The 19,258-nt window shown below is 71.5% G+C and carries 17 protein-coding genes; 6 read left to right on the top strand and 11 right to left on the bottom strand.

What is annotated here, in order from left to right:
- Nucleotides 1-55: 55 nt before the first annotated feature.
- From ACH4DZ_RS23445 to manD, 6 genes are all read right to left on the bottom strand, one after another.
- Nucleotides 56-871 (bottom strand): SAM-dependent methyltransferase, encoded by an 816-nt coding sequence (locus ACH4DZ_RS23445; protein ID WP_398289252.1) that lies wholly within the window; start codon nt 869-871, stop codon nt 56-58.
- Nucleotides 872-1,113: 242 nt separating this feature from the next.
- Nucleotides 1,114-2,172 carry a sugar kinase gene (locus ACH4DZ_RS23450; RefSeq protein WP_398289253.1) on the bottom strand — a complete coding sequence of 353 codons (1,059 nt, stop codon included), beginning with the start codon at nt 2,170-2,172 and terminating at the stop codon, nt 1,114-1,116.
- 68 nt (nt 2,173-2,240) lie between these two features.
- Nucleotides 2,241-3,323, bottom strand: a complete 1,083-nt coding sequence (locus tag ACH4DZ_RS23455; protein ID WP_398289254.1) for an L-idonate 5-dehydrogenase — start codon at nt 3,321-3,323, stop codon at nt 2,241-2,243.
- On the bottom strand, nt 3,320-4,714 hold the full coding sequence (locus ACH4DZ_RS23460) for an MFS transporter (RefSeq protein ID WP_398289255.1): 1,395 nt from the start codon (nt 4,712-4,714) through the stop codon (nt 3,320-3,322). Before ACH4DZ_RS23460 ends, ACH4DZ_RS23455 begins: the two co-directional genes overlap by 4 nt.
- A 119-nt stretch (nt 4,715-4,833) precedes the next feature.
- A complete protein-coding gene (locus tag ACH4DZ_RS23465; RefSeq protein WP_398289256.1) occupies nt 4,834-6,342 on the bottom strand; it encodes a mannitol dehydrogenase family protein in 1,509 nt (502 codons plus the stop codon).
- The gene (gene manD / locus ACH4DZ_RS23470; protein ID WP_398289257.1) at nt 6,339-7,547 is read right to left on the bottom strand and encodes a D-mannonate dehydratase ManD; all 1,209 of its coding nucleotides are present in this window, start codon (nt 7,545-7,547) and stop codon (nt 6,339-6,341) included. Before manD ends, ACH4DZ_RS23465 begins: the two co-directional genes overlap by 4 nt.
- A gap of 95 nt (nt 7,548-7,642) precedes the next feature.
- Between manD and ACH4DZ_RS23475 the strand changes: the two genes are divergently transcribed.
- Nucleotides 7,643-8,353 carry a GntR family transcriptional regulator gene (locus ACH4DZ_RS23475; RefSeq protein WP_398289258.1) on the top strand — a complete coding sequence of 237 codons (711 nt, stop codon included), beginning with the start codon at nt 7,643-7,645 and terminating at the stop codon, nt 8,351-8,353.
- A gap of 135 nt (nt 8,354-8,488) precedes the next feature.
- On the opposite strand, the gene pgm is transcribed toward ACH4DZ_RS23475, so the two are convergent.
- The 3 genes from pgm to ACH4DZ_RS23490 form a co-directional block, all read right to left on the bottom strand.
- Nucleotides 8,489-10,129, bottom strand: a complete 1,641-nt coding sequence (gene pgm, locus ACH4DZ_RS23480) for a phosphoglucomutase (alpha-D-glucose-1,6-bisphosphate-dependent) (protein WP_398289259.1) — start codon at nt 10,127-10,129, stop codon at nt 8,489-8,491.
- Nucleotides 10,130-10,303: 174 nt separating this feature from the next.
- The gene (locus ACH4DZ_RS23485) at nt 10,304-10,975 is read right to left on the bottom strand and encodes a CHRD domain-containing protein (RefSeq protein ID WP_398289260.1); all 672 of its coding nucleotides are present in this window, start codon (nt 10,973-10,975) and stop codon (nt 10,304-10,306) included.
- A gap of 202 nt (nt 10,976-11,177) precedes the next feature.
- Complete coding sequence (locus ACH4DZ_RS23490) at nt 11,178-11,600, bottom strand: secondary thiamine-phosphate synthase enzyme YjbQ (protein ID WP_398289261.1); 423 nt, start codon at nt 11,598-11,600, stop codon at nt 11,178-11,180.
- Nucleotides 11,601-11,836: 236 nt separating this feature from the next.
- Between ACH4DZ_RS23490 and ACH4DZ_RS23495 the strand changes: the two genes are divergently transcribed.
- The 3 genes from ACH4DZ_RS23495 (at nt 11,837) to ACH4DZ_RS23505 (ending at nt 14,101) form a co-directional block, all read left to right on the top strand.
- Nucleotides 11,837-11,920: a putative leader peptide gene (locus ACH4DZ_RS23495; protein ID WP_366784861.1), complete on the top strand. Its 84-nt coding sequence runs from the start codon at nt 11,837-11,839 to the stop codon at nt 11,918-11,920.
- 195 nt (nt 11,921-12,115) lie between these two features.
- A complete protein-coding gene (locus ACH4DZ_RS23500; RefSeq protein WP_398289262.1) occupies nt 12,116-12,913 on the top strand; it encodes an ABC transporter ATP-binding protein in 798 nt (265 codons plus the stop codon).
- A 48-nt stretch (nt 12,914-12,961) separates the two neighbouring features.
- Nucleotides 12,962-14,101: an NAD(P)-binding domain-containing protein gene (locus ACH4DZ_RS23505; protein WP_398289263.1), complete on the top strand. Its 1,140-nt coding sequence runs from the start codon at nt 12,962-12,964 to the stop codon at nt 14,099-14,101.
- Nucleotides 14,102-14,241: 140 nt separating this feature from the next.
- Here the strand turns inward: ACH4DZ_RS23505 and mltG are convergent, their stop codons facing one another.
- Together mltG and ACH4DZ_RS23515 are read right to left on the bottom strand one after the other, a co-directional pair.
- Entirely contained in the window at nt 14,242-15,087 is an 846-nt protein-coding gene (gene mltG / locus ACH4DZ_RS23510) for an endolytic transglycosylase MltG (protein WP_398289264.1), read from the bottom strand.
- 43 nt (nt 15,088-15,130) lie between these two features.
- Nucleotides 15,131-16,930, bottom strand: a complete 1,800-nt coding sequence (locus ACH4DZ_RS23515; protein ID WP_398289265.1) for an ABC transporter ATP-binding protein — start codon at nt 16,928-16,930, stop codon at nt 15,131-15,133.
- A 95-nt stretch (nt 16,931-17,025) separates the two neighbouring features.
- Here ACH4DZ_RS23515 and ACH4DZ_RS23520 point away from each other — a divergent pair, with 95 nt between their 5' ends.
- Together ACH4DZ_RS23520 and ACH4DZ_RS23525 are read left to right on the top strand one after the other, a co-directional pair.
- A complete protein-coding gene (locus tag ACH4DZ_RS23520; protein WP_398289266.1) occupies nt 17,026-17,511 on the top strand; it encodes a MarR family winged helix-turn-helix transcriptional regulator in 486 nt (161 codons plus the stop codon).
- 190 nt (nt 17,512-17,701) lie between these two features.
- Nucleotides 17,702-19,165, top strand: a complete 1,464-nt coding sequence (locus tag ACH4DZ_RS23525) for a Gfo/Idh/MocA family protein (protein WP_398289267.1) — start codon at nt 17,702-17,704, stop codon at nt 19,163-19,165.
- Nucleotides 19,166-19,258 lie beyond the last annotated feature (93 nt).

The raw sequence follows: 19,258 nt of genomic DNA on the forward strand, positions 1-19,258 counted from the left end.
GCCGTCGGCCGGCGCGGTGAGCCGTCGGCCGGCGCTCACCGGCCGACGGGCCGCCTCAGCGCTTGACGCCGACGCCGCCGTACTGGTGCACCTCGGCGGGCAGGCCCAGGGCCTCGGTGTCGGGACGCCAGCGCGAGCACGACGCCACACCCGGTTCGAGCAGTTCCAGACCCTCGAAGAAGCCCTCGATCTGCTCGGGGCTGCGCAGGATGTACGGGATCGAGCCGCCGTCGTTGTACTGCTGGATGGCCTCGACGTACGCCTTGCTGGTGTCGGTGCTGTCGTACTGCACGAGGTAGCTGCCGGGCGGCAGCGCGTCCACCAGCTGCCGCACGATCGAGCGTGCCTCGTCGTAGTCCTCGATGTGGCCCAGGATGCCCATCAGCATCAGAGCGACCGGCTGGTCGAAGTCGAGGGTCTTGGCGGCTTCCCGCATGATCGTGTCCGGATCGCGCAGGTCGGCGTCGACGTAGTTGGTGACGCCTTCCGGGGTGCTGGTGAGCAGCGCGCGGGCGTGTGCCAGCACCAGTTGGTCGTTGTCGACGTAGACGATCCGGCTCTCGGGGGCCACCCGCTGGGCGATCTGATGGGTGTTGTCCACGTTGGGCAGCCCGGTGCCGATGTCCAGGAACTGCCGGATGCCCTCCTCGGCGGCCAGCTGACGGACGGCGCGGGCGAGGAAGTACCGGGCGGCACGCGCTCCGGTCTCGATGGCGGGGAAGACGGCGCGGAACGCGTCACCGGCCATCCGGTCGACTTCGTAGTTGTCCTTCCCGCCCAGCCAGTAGTTCCAGATCCGGGCCGACTGCGGCACGGAGGTGTCGATCCTGGAGAGCGCCTCCGGCTCGGAGTTCTCTGCCTCGTCAGTCATGGACGCTCCTGTGCGTGCGTATGCGTGGGTGGTTGAGGACCACGGAACCGTCGAACGCCGGTCGTGGGCGCCCACGTTATTCCTCACCACTCGGCCCGTGTGCGACACCGGCCCCCAACACACCCTGTTCGGCCACTCGTTGGCTCGATTGCCGTCTTGTCTCAGCCTCGGCGCGTCGTGTGCCCCGAGGGTGCCCCGCGACTCTGTGCCCCGACTGTGCCGCCGCTGTGACCGGAGTCCTCTCAGCGGCGCGCGGTGGCGGCCCACGCGTCCTCGTCCAGGGCGAGGCAGCGATCGGTCTCCGTACGCGACGGCATTTCGGGCACGTCGTCCCTGGTCCGCAGCGCGGCGGCAGCCGCCAGGTGGCCGAGGCGCAGCCGGGAGCGTTCGTCGCGGTCCTCCAGCACTCCCGTCAGATAGCCGGCCGCGAACGCGTCCCCCGCGCCGACCGGTTCGACCACCTTGGTGGGCAGCGAGGGCACGAACGTCCGCAGACCACCGGCGTACGAGGTCGCCCCGTGCTCGGCGTCCTTGACGACCACGATGGGCGCCGGCGCGAGCAGTTCCGCGATGTCGTCCGGACGGGCGGTGCCCCACAGCTCCTCGGCCTCGTCGCGGCCGACGAACACGATGTCCGCGGCCCGGGCGAGTGCGAGCAGACTGCGTGCGGCGTCCGTACCTTCATGGCGCCCATGACGTTCATGGCGTTCATGGCGCCAGAGGGCCGGGCGGTGGTTCACGTCGAAGGAGACGAGGGGGCCGGGCGTGGCGTGGCCGCCCCGACCGACGAGCAGTGTCTCCAGCAGACGCGCGCAGCTGTCGGAGAGGGCCGCGGCGACCCCCGACAGATGCAGGATCCGGGCCCGGCGGAGCGCGGGATGCCGGGCCAGCTCCGGCCCCATCGCGGACGCCGCGGACCCGCCTCGGTAGTAGTACGTGCGGGTGTGGCCGGGGCCGGCTCCGGGGTCCGGCGCCGGGTCCTTGAAGTAGACGCCGGTCGGGCGCTCCGGATCGGTCTCCACGGCGCTCACGTCCACCCCGCGCGCCGTCAGTTCGGCCAGCACGCGACGGCCGAACGGGTCGTCGCCCAGCCTGCTCAGCCAGGCGGCCCGGTGCCCGAGTCCGGCGAGCCCGCAGGCGACGTTGGACTCGGCACCGCCGATGGCCATGCTCAGCACGGACTGCTCGGCGAGCGGGCCGTCGTCCGGCGGTCCGAGAACGGCCATCGTCTCGCCGACGCACACGACGTCGGCCGCCCGGTCGTGACTGTCGGCGGCGCGGGCAGGGGACGGCAGGGACACGGGCTTCTCCTGGCGGAAGGGGTGAACGAGCCTGGGGGTGATCGGCTGCGGCGGACGGGGCCCAAGGTTCAGACGGAGCGCAGCCTCAGCATGACCTTGCTGCTTCCGCTGCCCGGGTCGGCGGCGACGGCGAGCGCCTCCTCGGCCCGTTCCAGCGGGAAGCGGTGAGTGATCAGCGGGGTCACGTCCAGGCCGTCCCCGAGTGCGTGCAGCGCGTCGTCGATCTCCTCGACGAAGCGGTACGAGCCGATCCAGGTGATCTCCCGGGTCACCAGGTCGCCGAGGGCCGCCGCCACGGCCGTACCGGGCAGGTTGCCGACCTGGACGAGGGTGCCGCCCCGCGCGGTGGCCCGCAGCACCGGTCCGAGCGCGGCCGGGGCGCCGGACGCCTCGACAACCACGTCCACGTCCTCGGGCAGCCCCTCGCCGGCCGAGAGGTCGCGTGTCTCGTCGGCACCCATGGCGCGGGCGACGGCGAGCGAGGACGACGACAGGTCCGCGGCGATCACTCGGCCCGCACCGCGGTACCGGGCGGCGGCGACGACCAGGGAGCCGATCGGGCCGCAGCCGTTGACCAGGACCGTACGGCCGCGCAGTTCGGGGACCCGCCCGACGGCGTGCAGTGCGACGGCCAACGGCTCGGCGAGGGCGCCCTGTTCGGTGGTCACGCCGTCCGGCAGCGGCCGGATCTGGGCCGCGTCGACCGTCCGGTACTCGCTGAACCCGCCGTCGGTGTGCGGTTCGAAGGCCGCGGAGCCGAAGTAGCGGACGCGCGGGTAGAGGTTCGTCCGTCCGGCGAGCCGCTCGGGCAGGACGCCGTCGCCGACCAGGCTGGCCGGATGGACGGTGACCGCCTGTCCCACGTCGAGACCGGTGACGCCGGAGCCGAGTTCGGTGATCCGGCCCGCGAACTCGTGGCCGAGCACCAGCGGATGCGTGAGCGAAGCGGTGCCGGACGCCCCCTTCCTCCAGTACGCGACGTCGGATCCGCAGATCCCGCCCCACTCCACGGCCAGCAGCACCTCGCCGGCGCCGGGTGCGGGCCGGGCCCGCTCGTCGACGCGTACGTCGCCGGGGCCGTGCACCACGACCGCCCTCATGCGGGGGGTGAGCGTCGGGGGGGTGAGCGTCTGAGGGGTGAGCGTGTTCATACGGCGTCCTCCAGCCGGACCAGGTCGCGTCCGCGTGTCTCGGGGGCGAGGTACGCGCTGACGAAGGTGATGAGGGAGTAGACGATGAGCATGGCGGCGATGGGCCACCAGCTGTCGGTGACGGCGGTGAGCGTGGCCGCGAGAACCGGGCCGATCGCGGTGGCGAGGATGCCGCCGATCTCCTTGGAGAGCGCGAGCTGGGTGAACCGGGTGCGGGAGCCGAAGAGTTCGGCCATCGTGACGCTTTCGAGCGAGAACAGCCCGAGGACTCCGACGTTCAGGCCGAGGACCATGCCGAGCATCACGCCCGGGGTCGATCCGGAGGTGATGAGCAGCATCACCGGGAAGGCGAGGACGACGGTCAGCGCGGAGAGGGCGAGGTAGATCGAGCGGCGTCCGAAGCGGTCGCCCAGCAGGCCGATCAGTGGCACGGTGGCGAAGCCGGCCAGTGAGCCGTACACGATCGCGTCCGTCGGCACGGACCTGCCGACCGCGAGGTTGGTGGCGATGTAGCCGACGAGGAACGTCTGCATCAGCCCGGAGTTGCCGGCCTGGCCGAAACGCAGGCCCAGCGCCAGGAAGAACGCCTTGCCCTTGCGCTGCCGGATGCCCGCCGCCAGGACGCTGCCCTCGTGCTCGTCGGCGGTGGCGATCACGGACTCGACCTCGTCACGCGCCAGCGCCACACCGTCGACGACGTCGGGACGCTCCTCGAAGACCGGGCTCTCCTTGAGGCTGCGCCGCACCCAGACCGCGAAGATCATCAGGCCGAAGCTGAGCAGGAAGGGCAACCGCCAGCCCCAGGAGAGCAGTTGGTCCTCGCTGAGCACGGCGAGCAGGATGGCCCACAGGCCCGACGCGGCGAGCGTCCCGGAGTTCGTGCCGAGCGAGACCAGCGAGGAGATCAGGCCGCGCCGCTTGACGGGCGCGTACTCGGCCAGCATGACGGTGGCCCCGGCGATCTCGGCGCCCGCGCCGAAGCCCTGTACCAGCCGCAGTGCGACGAGCAGGATCGGCGCGAGGATGCCGATGGTGGCGTACGTGGGCAGGGCGCCGATCAGGGTGGTGGAGGCGCCCATCAGCAGGATGGTGATGTACAGGACCTTCTTGCGGCCGAGCCGGTCGCCCATCCGCCCGAAGTAGACGGCCCCGGCGAGCCGGGCGACGTACCCGACGCCGTAGGTGGCCATTGCGGCGATCAGTCCGATGGCCGGGCTGACGTCCGGGAAGAAGATCTTGTTGAAGACGATCGCGGCGGCCAGCGAGTAGAGCTGGAAGTCCATGAACTCCATGGCCGTACCGAGCCAGCCCGAGACGGCGGCGCGGGTCAGGTCGCGGGTGCTGCGCTGGGCGGAAGGCGTCTGCTGGGCGGCTATGACGCTGTCCTTCATCGTGAACTCCGTTGTTCGTGACCGAGGAAGCTGTGGGGGACGGGGGCAGGAGGGGTCAGGTACGGGGCCAGGTAGGGGGCGGCCAGGTAGGGGGCCGGACGCGGCGGCCTGATGCGGGGTCAGAGCTCGACGCGTCCGGCGTCCAGGGCGGGGAGCCGGTCCGCGACAGCTGCCGTGAGGGCGTCGTCGTCCGCCAGATCCGCCGCGCCCAGGACGCGCAGCAGCGCGCGTACCGTCTCGGCGGGGCGCATCGCGGTCCCCCAGCAGGCGGCGAGCGCCTCGGCGGCGGGATCGGAAGGCGCGCCGGAACGGGCGGGAGCACCGGCACCGGAGGAGGCGTCGGCCCGGCGGATGCCGTGCGCCCAGCCGGCGAGGGCGAGTTCCAGCACCGGGGTCACCGGGGTCACCGGGATCGCCGAAGGGCTCGCGCCGCGGGCGCGCAGTTCGCGCAGGGTGGGCAGCCAGCGCTCCATGATCTTCAGCGATCCGTCGGAGCCGATCTGCCGCAGCAGATGACGCATGGCGGGGTTGCGGAAACGTACGACGAGGTCTTCGGCGTACGCGACGGGGTCCGGGCCGCCCGCGGGGAGGGTGGGTGCCATCTCCGCGCACAGCGCCCGTACGAGACGCTCGCCCCAGTCCGTCGCCATGGTCTCGGCGATCGTGCCGAGTCCGGCGGCCAGGCCGAGGTGGGCGAGGGCGGAGTGGGAGCCGTTCAGCAGCCGCAGTTTGGTGAGCTGGTAGGGGGTCACGTCCGGGACGAACAGGGCGCCGTCGAGCTCCCAGGGCGGCCGGGGCGCGGAGAAGGAGTCCTCAAGGACCCACTGCCGGTACGGCTCGGCCGTCACGGCGAGCGCGTCCCGTACGCCGAGCGCGGCGGCGGCCGTCGCCCGGTCGGCTTCTCCGGTGGCGGGCACGATCCGGTCCACGACGGTCGCGGGGAAGGCGACGGCCCCGGCCATCCGGTCCAGGATCTCCGAGCGGTCCGGCCAGGCCGACGCACGGACGAAGTCGTGGACGACCCGGGCCAGTGCGGCGCCGTTGCCCGCCATGTTGTCGCAGGACACGACGGAGATCGGGGGCGCGCCCGCCCGCATCCGGGCGGCCAGGCCGGCGGCGAGCCGCCCGACCACCGTGGTGAGCGGGCCGTCGGGGGCGGCGGCGAGGTCGGCGGCGACGGGCCCCGCCGTGAGGTCGAGACCACCGGTCGACGTCGATCGGTGATAGCCCTTCTCCGTCACGGTCAGCGTCACGACCGTCACCTCGGGGTCGGCGAGCAGGGCGTCGACGGCCTCGGCGTCGGGCCCCATGGCCAGCGCGCCGACGACCGAGCCCACGACCCGTGTGAGGTGTCCGTCCGGACGGCGTTCGGTGAGCGAGTACAGGCAGTCCTGGTCCCGCAGGGCGCGCACGGTCCCGGCCGAGCGGGGCGCGACCGCGGTGATGCCCCAGGGCTCCCCGGAACGGGCGGCGGCGTGCTCGGTGTACACGGCCTGGTGGGCCCGGTGGAAGGCGCCGAGGCCGAAGTGGACGACACGGGTGCGCAGTTCGGCCGGGTCGACGGCGGGCCGCAGTCCGGGCGCGAGCCGGAGCAGTGCCGCACGGCTCAACTGGTCGTCGGTGCTCACCAGTCGTGCACCGACCCGTCGAGCTGGCGGGCGACCGGGAGGTAGCGCCGCTGGTAGGGGAAGCGCTCGGCCGCCTTCTCGTCGTACTCGACGCCGAGGCCGGGCTCGTCGGAGGGGTGGAGCATGCCGTCGGCGAACGTCACCCCCGTTCGGAACACCTCGGCGGCCTCGTCGGGGTGGCCCATGTGCTCCTGGATGCCGAAGTTCGGCACGGCGATGTCGAGGTGCACGGCGGCGGCCATGCTCACCGGCGAGAGATCGGTTGCCCCGTGGGAGCCGGTCCGCACCTGGTGGAGCGCCGCGAGGTCGAAGATCCGGCGCAGATGCGTGATGCCGCCCGCGTGGACGACGGTGGTGCGTACGTAGTCGATGAGCTGCTCGGTGATGAGGTGCTGGACGTCCCAGATCGAGTTCATCACCTCGCCGACCGCGATGGGTGTCGTGGTGTGCTGCCGGATCAGCCGGAAGGACTCCTGGTTCTCGGCCGGGGTCGGGTCCTCCATCCAGAACAGCCGGGAGGCCTCGACGCTCTTGCCGAACCGGGCCGCCTCGTTCGGGGTGAGCCGGTGGTGCACGTCGTGCAGGAGATGGAAGCCGAAGCCGAAGCGCTCCCGTACCGCCTCCAGATACCTGGGCGCGAAGTCGAGATAGGCCTCGGTGTCCCAGGGCTGCTCGTCCGGCAGCGCGGTCGCGGCGGGCTCGTAGACCTTGCCCTTGCGCACCCCGTACGTGCCCCCGACATCGGGCACGGCGGCCTGGGCGCGTACGGCCTTGTAGCCCAGCTCCAGATAGCGCTGGACGTCGTCGAGGAGCGAGGGCACGTCGGTGCCGCTGGCGTGCGAGTAGACGAGCACACCGTCGCGGGACCGGCCGCCGAGCAGCTTGTACACGGGCAGTCCGGCGGTCTTGCCCAGGATGTCCCACAGGGCGGTGTCGACGGCGGCGATCGCGGTCATGGTGACGGGCCCGCGCCGCCAGTAGGCGCCCTTGTAGAGGTACTGCCACATGTCCTCGATACGGGACGGGTCCCTGCCGATCAGCAGCGGCACCACGTGGTCGCGCAGATAGCTCGCGACGGCCAGTTCCCGGCCGTTGAGCGTGGCGTCGCCGAGGCCGGTCACCCCGTCCGTGGTGGTGATCCGCAGCGTGACGAAGGTCCGGCCGGGGGAGGCGACAAAGACCTCGACGCTTTCGATCCTGCTCACAGGCGCTCCTCGGTACTGTCGTGAAGTGCTTGTATACAAGCATCTGTCGTGCAGCACGGCAATACTTGTGGCGCAGTTCTACGTACGATGGGCGCATGGCTCAAACGAACGGGCGGACGAACCGGCGCGACATCTATCTGAAACTGCGCCAGATGGTCCTGACCCTCGAACTCGCTCCGGGCGCCGCCCTCTCGGAGAACGAACTCGCCGCGTCGATGGGCGTCAGCCGCACGCCGGTGCGGGAGAGCCTGATCCTGCTGGCCCAGGAGGGCCTGGTGCAGGTCTTCCCCAAGATCGGGTCGTTCGTGTCCCGGGTCGACCCCGGGCAGGTGGCCGACGCGCAGTTCCTCCGGGAGGCGGTGGAACTCGCCTCGCTGGACGATCTTCCGGCGGAACTCGACCCGGCGGCCGTCGGGGCGCTGCGGGACAACCTCGACCGGCAGCGGCGGGCGGACCTCGGCCTGGAGGAGTTCTTCGCTCTGGACGAGGCGTTCCATCAGGGCCTGATGCGGCTGAGCGGGCACGGGAACGTCTGGACGACCGTCGCCGCGGCCAAGAGCCACCTGGACCGGGCCCGCCGCCTCGGCCTCCACGAGAACGTGTCGCCGGCCGTGTTCGTCACCCAGCACCGGGAGATCTTCGACGCGATCGCCGACGGGAACCTCCCGCTCGCCCGCACGGCCATGCGTACGCATCTGCGAGCCGTCTTCGACGACATCGAGCGCATCCGCGCGCACTCACCCGAGCTGTTCGCCACCGACGCGTCGTCCGTGCCGGTGCGGCGGAACATCGTGGTCTGGGAGTGAACGCGCCGCGGCGCCGGCGGCCGGGTGAGTGGCGTGACGGCGGCCGGCACCGCGGCCTCGCGGCCTCGGAGATCTGCCCCTGTCCTGGCGGTGGTGCGACGGCATCCGCGAGGAGTCGGGCAGCCGGAGCCGGTGTCAGGTGTTCAGGGCCGCGAGCACCATGGACCTGGCCTCCTCCTGGATCTGCTGCAGGTGCTCCGGGCCGGAGAAGGACTCCGCGTAGATCTTGTAGACGTCCTCGGTGCCGGAAGGTCGGGCCGCGAACCAGGCGTTGGCGGTGGACACCTTGACCCCGCCGAGGGCGGCGCCGTTGCCGGGGGCCTCGGTGAGCACCGAGGTGACCGGCTCGCCCGCGAGGGTGTCGGCGGTGACCTGGCGCGGGGACAGCTTCGCGAGCAGCGCCTTCTCCTCGCGGGAGGCCGGGGCGTCGATGCGCGCGTAGGCGGGGGCACCGAAGCGCTCGGTGAGCCGCGCGTAGTGCTGGGAGGGCGTCTCGCCGGTGACGGCCGTGATCTCGGAGGCGAGCAGGGCCAGGATGATGCCGTCCTTGTCGGTGGTCCACACCGAGCCGTCGCGGCGCAGGAAGGACGCGCCGGCCGATTCCTCGCCGCCGAAGCCGAGCGTCCCGTCGGACAGGCCGTCCACGAACCACTTGAATCCGACCGGGACTTCGACCAGGGTCCGGCCGACGTCCGCCGCGACCCGGTCGATCATCCCGGACGATACGAGGGTCTTGCCGATCCCGGCCCCGGCGGGCCACTCCTCGCGGTGCGAGAACAGATAGGAGATCGCCACGGCGAGGTAGTGGTTGGGGTTGAGCAGGCCCCCGTCGGGGGTGACGATGCCGTGCCGGTCGGCGTCGGCGTCGTTGCCGGTGGCGATGTCGAACCGGTCGCGCTGCTCGATGAGCGACGCCATGGCGTACGGCGAGGAGCAGTCCATCCGGATCTTGCCGTCCCAGTCCAGCGTCATGAAACGCCAGGTGGGGTCGGCGAGCGGGTTGACCACCGTCAGGTCCAGCCGGTGCTGCTCGGCGATCCGGCCCCAGTAGGCGACCGAGGCACCGCCCAGCGGATCGGCGCCGATGCGCACGCCGGCGCCCCGGATCGCGTCCAGGTCCAGCACGCTCGGCAGGTCGGCGACGTAGGTGCCGAGGAAGTCGTGGCGGCCGGTGCCGGGTGCGGTCAGGGCGCGGGTGTAGGGGATGCGGCGTACGTCCTTCATGCCCGCGGTGATGATCTCGTTGGCGCGGTCCTGGATCCAGGAGGTCGCCTCTGAGCCCGCCGGGCCGCCGTTCGGGGGGTTGTACTTGAAGCCGCCGTCGGCGGGCGGGTTGTGCGAGGGGGTGACCACCACCCCGTCGGCGAGGCCGGAGGTGCGGCCCCGGTTGTGGGTGAGGATGGCGTGCGAGACCGCGGGGGTGGGCGTGTAGCCGTCGCCCTGGTCGATGAGGACGCTCACGTCGTTGGCGGCGAACACCTCAAGGGCCGTGACCCGCGCGGGCTCGGACAGGGCATGGGTGTCGGCGCCCAGGAAGAGGGGGCCGTCGGTGCCCTGGGCGGTGCGGTACTCGCAGATGGCCTGGCTGGTGGCCGCGATGTGGTCCTCGTTGAACGCCGTCGCGAGCGACGAGCCGCGGTGCCCCGAGGTACCGAACGCGACCCGCTGCCCGGGCTCGCCCGGGTCGGGGTGCAGCGCGTAGTACGCCGTGACCAGGCGTGCCACATCGACGAGGTCACCGGGTCCGGCCACCTGCCCCGCTCGCGCGTCCTGCATGTCCCGCTCCTTAAGCCTCAGGCAAGGTCGACCGTCGAGTCCGTTGCGTGCCGACCCATTCTCCCCTGCCCGGCCTTCCGGGACACACACCGCGCGGGACGCGATGTCGGCGCCCGCCGTGCCCGGTCGGCGGGGGCCCGGGACCCCGCAGGACGCCCGGGACCCCGCCCCCGACTACTCGACGTCCTTGACGACGGCGGTGAGCGTGTCCTCGTTCATGGTGTCGGGAACGTCGACACCGGAGGGGAGCTTGTAGGCCTGGCCGCGGACGGCCCCGCCCGGGAACTCACCGGTGTGGAGGTTGAAGTACCAGTTGCCGGGGTTGGCCCTGATGCCCTCCAGCAAGTCCTCGTCGTCGACGGTGACCGTGCCGAAGACGAACTTCTTGCCGTCCTCCAGCTTCTTCGTGAAGAAGGGGATCTTCACATCGCCGTTGACACCCTTGACGCCCTTGTGGAGGTGGCCCAGGGTCGGAGTCCCGGTCCCGGTGAAGGTGAACGCGTAGGAGACCTGGTCGCCCTGGATCCGCATCAGGGCGAGCGCGTGCCCGTCCTTGTCCCCCACCGCGGGACCGCCCTCGACCGGGACCTCGTCGGCACCGGTGAGGACCGAACCGAAGAAGGCCGCGTCCGCCTCGTTCTTCTCCCACCGGCCGACGCCCCGCGCACCGGCGTGCTCCGTACCGGATGACGCGTGCCCACCGGTGGCAGGGCCGCCGGACTCGGCGCTCGCGGCGGAGCCGGCGCCGCTCGCGCCGTCTTCCCCGTTGCAGGCGGTCAGCAGGAGCGCACCCGCGACGGCGGATACGGCGATCATTCCAAAGCGCTTGTTCTTCATGGCAGTCATGCCCTTCCCCGTGCTGCGACCGCGGCTGTTTCGCGGTCCGTCACCCACAACACGGACTGCCCTCACGACACCCCTCACCCCATGACAGCCCTGAGACACTCCTGAGACGGCTTCCGCTCACTCGCGACGCGCCCCTGACACGGAGCCCGGCACCGAGGGGCCCCGGAGCCTGTCGTGCCGGCCACCCCGAGGGCGATCCCGCTCACCCCAGGAAGCTCAGCCGGACCGTGCGGTCGGGGTTGTCCTTGTTGGTGTCGACCAGGCACACCGACTGCCACGTCCCCAGTTCCAGCCGGCCGGCGAGTACCGGCAGCGTGGCGTGCGGAGGGACGAGCGCCGGAAGGACGTGGTCGCGGCCGTGGCCGGGGCTCCCGTGGCAGTGCTGCCAGCGGTCGTCCGCCGGGAGGAGGGTGTGGAGGGCGGCGAGCAGATCCTCGTCGCTGCCCGCTCCCGTCTCCAGGACGGCCACGCCGGCGGTCGCGTGGGGCACGAAGACATTGAGCAGGCCGTCGCGGCCGCCCGCCGCCTCCCGCAGGAAGGCCTCGCACTCACGGGTGAGGTCGACGACCGTTTCCCTGGATCCGGAGGTGATGTTCAGGACACGGGTGGTGAAGGCATCGGACATGAACCAATCCTGACCCATACACCGGGCTCCACACCCGCGACGGCCCCGCACCCCTCGATCCGATCTCCGTCGCCCGTCGCCCGTCGCCCGTCGCCCGTCGCCCGTCGCCCGTCGCCCGTCGCCCGTCGCCCGTCGGCCCGCTCCGCGCCGCCTCCGCCGGCCGACCCCGTCGTACTCGACGCCACTCCGCGAGACGGCATTGACCGTACGAGGCCGAGCTGACTACGTTCGACGGCATGTTGCGTTCAGCTCTGCTCACCACGCGCGGTCACATCGACCTGCTGCGGGTGGCCTCCGCCGCGTGTCGCACCGGCCGCTGACGCCGTCCCACCGCTTTCCCCGCCGCGCCACAGCATGTCCCCGCTTCCGTACGCCCGCCCAACCCGGGCCGGAAGTCCGGCCGCTGAAGCGCGGCCTCACCGCTCCTGACGGCCCGGCCCCGCTCCCTCGGCTCTTCTCGTGCTCCCCCGGCTCTCTCGTGCTCTCTCGTGCTCTCTCGAAAGGCTGTTGCCGCGATGGCGACCGACGTTCACCGGCCGGAGGGCCCGCAGCGTGCTCCCGCCGGCTCCGACAGCGCCCGGGCGGGCAACCGGAAACACCGGCCGACGGCACCCGTCCCGGCCGTACGCGTGGCAGGGCTGACCCGCGCCTTCGACGGCCGCGCGATCATCGACAACCTGCAACTCTCCGTCGGCACCGGCGAGTTCGTGGTGCTCCTGGGTCGCAGTGGTTGTGGCAAGTCCACCCTCCTGCGCGTCCTTGCCGGGCTCGACCGCCACATCGAGGGCACCGTGCTCGTACCGCGTCGCAGGGCTGTCGCCTTCCGGGCACCTCCGCCGACGCCGTGGCGGAAGGTGTGGCGCACCGTACTGCTCGGACGGCCCGGCAGATTCCGACGTGCCGCCGCCGAACGGACACCGACCGAGGTCGGTCTCCTCAGCAGTCCCGGTTGCGGGCCCGGGGCATTCGCCGGCGATGAGGTCCAACGGGTCTCGCTGACAGACGTGTTGGCACGCGAGCCCGATCTTCTGCTGCTGGACGATCCGTTCGGCGCCCTGGACGTGCCGGCCCGGGTCAGGGCACAGCGACTCGTCGGCGAACTGTGGCAGCGCCGCGGCTGTGCCGTACTGCTGGCCACGCCCGACGTGGAGGAGGCCGTGCTGCTCGCCGACCGTGTCCTCGTGATGGACAAGGGTGCCATCGCGTACGAGGCCGCGGTCGAACTGGACCGGCCGCGTGATCGCACCGGCCCACGGTTCGCCGAGCTGTGCGCCGCACTGCGGGAGCACCTCGGCACCGAACCGGCCGCCTGAACCGGCCCGCCCGGGAAGATCCGCGCCGCCCGCACAGTTGGTAGAAGCGTGAACAACATCGGAGCGCGGGTACGGGAAGTCGATGTGGTCGTGGTGGGCGCCGGCCAGGCAGGCCTGTCCAGCGCCTATCACCTGCGGCGCACCGGCTTCGAGCCGGAGCGGGACTTCGTGGTCCTGGACCACGCGCCGCGGCCGGGCGGCGCCTGGCAGTTCCGGTGGCCGTCCCTGACGTATGGCAAGGTGCACGGCATGCACGCGCTGCCCGGCATGGAGCTGACGGACGCGGATCCCGACCGGCCCTCCTCCGAGGTCGTCGCCGAGTACTTCGACGCCTATGAGCACGCCTTCGACCTGCGCGTACGGCGGCCGGTCGACGTCAAGGCCGTACGTGAGGGCGACGCGGGCCGACTGCTCGTCGAGACGTCGGACGGTACGTGGTCGACGCGGGCGCTGATCAACGCGACCGGCACCTGGGACCGGCCGTTCTGGCCGCGCTATCCCGGTCAGGAGACCTTCCGGGGGCGGCAGCTGCACACGGCCCGGTACGCCGGCCCGCAGGACTTCGCCGGGCAGCGCGTCGTCGTGGTGGGCGGCGGCGCGTCCGGTACGCAGCACCTGCTGGAGATCGCCCCGTACGCGGCCGGGACCACCTGGGTGACGCGTCGGCCGCCGGTCTTCCGGGAGGGGCCGTTCAGTGAGGACGTGGGCCGGGAGGCCGTCGCCCTGGTGGAGGAGCGGGTCCGTCAGGGGCTGCCGCCGAGGAGTGTCGTGTCGGTGACCGGGCTGCCGCTCAACGACGCGATCCGGCAGGGCCTCGCGGACGGGGTCCTGGACCGGCTGCCGATGTTCGACCGGATCACTCCGGACGGCGTGGAGTGGGACGACGGGCGTCGCGTGGCAGCGGACGTCATCCTGTGGGCGACCGGTTTCCGCGCGGCGGTCGACCATCTGGCTCCGCTGCGGCTGCGCGAGCCCGGCGGAGGCATCCGTATCGAAGGGACCCGGGTGGCCGCCGATCCACGCATCCATCTGGTCGGGTACGGGCCGTCGGCGAGCACCATCGGCGCCAACCGTGCCGGCCGGGCGGCGGTACGGGACATCAGGCGGCTGCTGGCGGACGCTCCCCGGGTCACCGAGGCCGGCCCTGTCGCGCCGGTCACCCCGGTCGCCGTGGAGGCCGCCGGCTGACCGGCGGGATTCGGGGTGCGGGATACCTGCGTGGGTCGCGCCCGTGCGGGTCCGCGCCCACCGGTGTGATGACTTCCCGCGCCCCCGGAGGGGCGCGGCGGGCCCCGGGAGCGCCTCCCACGCCGTGGTCGCGGCCCGGCTCAGCCCGAGGACGCCGAGGCGCCCTTGCCGGCGCGGTTGAACTCGGCGACGTTCTTCTTGTGCTCCTCGTAGTCGGCCGTGAAGCGCGTGTCGCCCCGCTTGACGGTGACGAAGTACAGCCAGTCGCCCTGGGTCGGTGCGACCGCGGCACGCATGGCCTCCTCACCGGGATTCGCGATCGGTGTCGGCGGCAGCCCCATCCGCGCGTACGTGTTGTACGGGCTTTCGAGCTGCGTGTCGTTCTCGCTGGTCCGCAGGGTGCTGCGGTTGAGCGCGTAGTTGATGGTGGAGTCCATCTGCAGCGGCATGCCCCGGTCGAGCCGGTTGTAGATCACCCGGGCCACCTTGCCCATGTCCGCCTCGGTGGCGGCCTCCGCCTGCACGATGCTCGCGACGGTGACCGTCTGGTAGACGTTCATCGCGTTGCGCTCGGCCCCGGCCGTGACCGTGCCGCCGCCGAACTTCTTGTTCGCCGTGTCGACCATGTACGAGAGCAGGGAGGCGGGGGTCGACTTCTTGTCGAGGGGATAGGTCGCCGGGAAGAGGTAGCCCTCGGGGTTGCCGCTCGCGTCGTTCGGCAACTTGAGGCGGGCCTTGTCCAGGGACTTCTTGCTGGAGCCCGCGGGCAGGGCGAGGGCCTTGTCCATGGCCGCGTAGACCTGGCCGGTGCGCCAGCCCTCCGGGATCACCAGGGCCCGGGGTTCCTTCTTGTCGTCCGTGCTCAGCAGCGGCACCGCCACGGCGGTGGCCGCCACGACGGCGCCGGTCGCGATGAGGGCGGTCCGGCCCCGGCGCGTCAGTCGGATCGTTCTCCGTGGCGGAGTGGGCGGAGTGTAGTTCTGCATGCGGGCACGTTAACCCGCATATCGTCCTAAACTCGACATATCTTCATCTTGTTGGCTCCAGTTGGGCGTCCCGGCGGACCAGGGCGGCGTAACGCCCGTCCCGCTCCAACAGCTCCTCGTGCGTGCCCTGTTCGGCGGTACGCCCGCGGTCGAGGACCACGATCTGGTCGGCGCCCCTAATGGTGGACAGCCGGTGCGCGACGGTGATGGTCGTCCGGTTGGCGGACAGGGCGTCGATGGCCTCCTGGACGGCTCGCTCGGTGCGGGTGTCCAGGGCGCTGGTCGCCTCGTCGAGGATCAGGACCGGCGGATCGCGGAGGATGGTGCGGGCAATGGCGAGGCGCTGCTTCTCACCGCCGGAGAACCGGTGCCCCCGCTCCCCCACCACCGTGTCGTAACCGTCGGGCAGGGACGTGATGTGGTCGTCGATCTGCGCGGCCTTCGCGGCGGCGCGCAGCTCCTCGTCCGTGGCGTCGGGCTTGGCGAACCGCAGATTGTCGGCGACCGTGGCGTGGAAGAGGTACGTCTCCTGGGAGACGACGCCGATCCCGCGCGCGAGGGTGTCGAAGTCGAGGTCGCGCACATCCACCCCGTCGAGGGTGACGCGCCCGCCCGTGACGTCGTACAGACGCGGGACGAGGTGGCCGAGCGTGGATTTTCCGGCGCCGGTCCGGCCGACGACGGCGAGGCTGCTGCCGGCGGGCACGGTGACGTCGATGCCGTCGAGGATCGGGCCGCTCTTGTCGTCGTACCGGAACTCGACGCCCTCGAAGCGCACTTCGCCCTTGACCCGGTCGAGGTGGACCGGACGCTCGGGCTCGGTGATGTCGATGGGCAGGTCGAGGTACTCGAAGATGCGCTGGAACAGGGCGAGCGAGGCCTGGATCTGGACGCCGGTGGACAGCAGGCTGACGGCCGGGCGGAACAGGCCCTGCTGGAGCGAGACGAACGCCACCAGGGTGCCGATGGAGACCGAGGGGCCGCCGAGCTGGAGTGCCATTCCCGCGGCCCAGTAGATGACGGCCGGCATGGCGGACATGACGATGCCGATGACGGCCATCCGCCAGCGTCCGGCCATGTTCGACCGGACCTCCAGGTCGACGAGGCTCTCGGACTCCTCCGCGAAGGTGCGGGTGAGGGAGTCGGAGCGGCCCATCGTGCGGCCGAGCACGATGCCGCTCACAGAGAGCGACTCGGTGACCGTGGCGGCCATGACCGCCATCTGCTTCTGGCGCTGGGTGGTGATCTTCTTGCGTTCGTTGCCGACGCGACGGCTGATCCACACGAACACCGGCAGCAGGAGCAGCGAGACGACGGTCAGCCGCCAGTCGAGGGCGACCATCGCGACGATCGTGGCGACGACGCTGGTGAGGTTGGAGACCAGGGAGGTGGCGGTCGAGGTGACCGTGGCCTGCATCCCGCCGATGTCGTTCGCGATGCGCGACTGGACCTCGCCGGTACGTGTCCTGGTGAAGAAGGCGAGCGACATGCGCTGCAGCCGGTCGTAGACGGCCGTGCGCAGGTCGTGCATGACGCGCTGGCCGACCGTGGTGGAGATCAGGGTCTGCAGGACACCGAAGACACCGCCGAGCACGGCGCTGAGGATCATGCCCAGCGCGAGCAGGCTCAGCAGGCCGGTGCGGCCCTGCGGGATGGCGGTGTCCAGGATCTCCTTGAGCAGGAAGGGCGTGGCGACCGAGACCAGGGACGCGGCGCCGACGAGCAGGCCGACGACGGCCAGCCTGCCGCGGTAGGGACGGAAGAGCGTGAGGATGCGGCGCACCTGCCGGGGCTGTCCTGCCTCGACGGGTGGCGGCGTCCAGTTGATGTCGTCGCGGGGCATGGGCTCCTACGGGATGTCAGAAGAAGAGGACTGGCGGAGCATAGCTCATTGTTACCTATACTCACAATGAACTACATCCTGATATTGTTCCCGTCATGGACACCCCCGACGCCGACGGCCTGCTCGCCGAGCAACTGCTGCGGTTGACCCGCCGTGTGCACCGCATCCAGAAGCGCCATCTCCAGTCGCGGGGGCTCGGCGTCACCCCGGCCCAGTCCCGGCTGCTGCGTACCCTCGCCCACTACGGCTCGCCGCCGCGCATGGCCGATCTGGCCGAGCGGCTTGAGGTGGTGCCGCGGGCCGTGACCACCCTGGTCGACGGGCTGGAGGCGAGCGGCAAGGTACGGCGCGTACCGGACCCCACCAACCGGCGGGTCATCCGCATCGAGCTGACGGAGGACGGGGTGCGGGTGCTGCGGGAGCTGCACGGCGCACGCCGGGAGGCCGCGGAGGACATCCTGGAGCCCCTCACGGACGAACAGCGCGCGGTGCTGGGCGGACTGCTGGACACGCTGGTCGACGGTACCCCCGCCCCGCCCGACGGGGTCGAAGCCGTCCGGGGGCCGGGGCGCGACTGCTGAGAGCCCGTCACCCTGCCTGTCCCCCACCCCGAGAAGGCGTCCTGACGACGTCGGTCCAGACGGGCACGGAAGTCCACAGGTCCGGTGCCGGAAGTCCAACCCCCTGGCCACTTCCGCCCCTTGTCCCCCGGTCCGACCCCTAGGAGGGTGACAGCGCGGCGAACCCGCGCTCCCCCACCGAGGAGGTCCGATGCACGACGAGAACGCGACACCGGAACCCGACGAGAAGAACCCTGAAGGCCACTCCCGGCGCTCGGTCCTGCGCACGGCGGGCGTCACCGGAACGGGACTGGGCCTGGGGGTGGGCCTCGGCGCGTTCGCGGGTGGCGGCACCGCGCACGCCGCCGCGTCCGGGGCGCCGGCGGAAAGCGCCCCGGACGGCGAACCGGCCGCACCCGCCGCGCAGGGCCGAACCATGATCGGCGTGCCGTTCGAGCGGCGCGGCACCGTGCGGGTCGGGATCATCGGACTCGGCAACCGCGGCGGCGGCATGATCGACCTGTTCCTGGCCCTCGACGGCGTCCGGGTCGTCGCGCTGTGCGATCCGGTCAAGGACAAGACCGCGCGAGCCGCGGCCAAGGTGGTGGCCGCGGGCCAGCCCGCCCCGGCGACGTACACGAAGGGCGAGCACGACTTCGTCGATCTCTGCGCGCGCGGTGACCTGGACTTCGTGTACGTGGCGACGCCCTGGGACCTGCATTTCGAGATGGCGCGCACGGCCATGCTGAGCGGCAAGCACGTCGGTGTGGAGTGTCCGATCGCGATGCGGCTCGACCAGCTCTGGGAGCTGGTCGACCTCTCCGAACGCACCCGCAGACACTGCATGCAGCTGGAGAACTGCTGCTACGGACGCAACGAGATGCGGGTCCTGCGCATGGCGCACGCGGGGAAGTTCGGCCGGCTGCTGCACGGCGCCGGGGCCTACAACCACGATCTGCGCGGCCTGATGTTCGACCCGGACTACTACGAAGGTCCCTGGCGGCGGCTGTGGCACACCCGGCTGCGCGGCGATCTCTACCCGAACCACGGCTTCGGCCCGGTCGCCAACTACATGGACGTCAACCGCGGTGACCGCGTCACCCGCATCTCCAGCTTCGGCACACCCTCGCTCGGTCTCGCCGAGTACCGCGCCGAGCACATGCCGCCGGGCGACCCGAGCTGGAAGGAGACGTACATCGAGAGCGACCGGACCATCAGCCTCGTGCAGACCGCCAAGGGGCGGGTGATCCGGCTCGAACACGATGTGTCGACGCCACATCCGTACTCGCGGATCAACAGCCTCGGCGGCACGAAGGGTGTCTTCGAGGACTACCCGGAGCGGATCTATATAGAGCCGGACCACACGGACGACGCGTGGGGCGACTTCTCTGCGTACGCGGAGTGGGACCACTGGCTGTGGAAGGAGCACTCCGACCCGCCGGGCGGACACGGCGGGATGGACTACATCATGCTGTTCCGGCTGATGCAGTCCATCCGGCTCGGGCTCGTACCGGACTTCGACGTCTACGACGCCGCCACCTGGACCGCTCCGGTGCCGCTGAGCCACGCCTCGATCAAGGCGCACGGGGCACCGCAGGCGATCCCGGACTTCACCCGCGGTCTGTGGAGGAAGGAACGGCCTGGCATGGACTCTCCGAAGCCGCAGGACGACTGACGGCGGGACGGGTGACGGGGGGACGGGTGACGGGGGGACGGGTAACCGCTGGGCGATCAGCCGCAGGGCGGGTGACGGCGGTGCGGCTGGTGA

Source organism: Streptomyces sp. NPDC017991 (assembly GCF_044328075.1).
Taxonomy (GTDB): Bacteria; Actinomycetota; Actinomycetes; order Streptomycetales; family Streptomycetaceae; genus Streptomyces.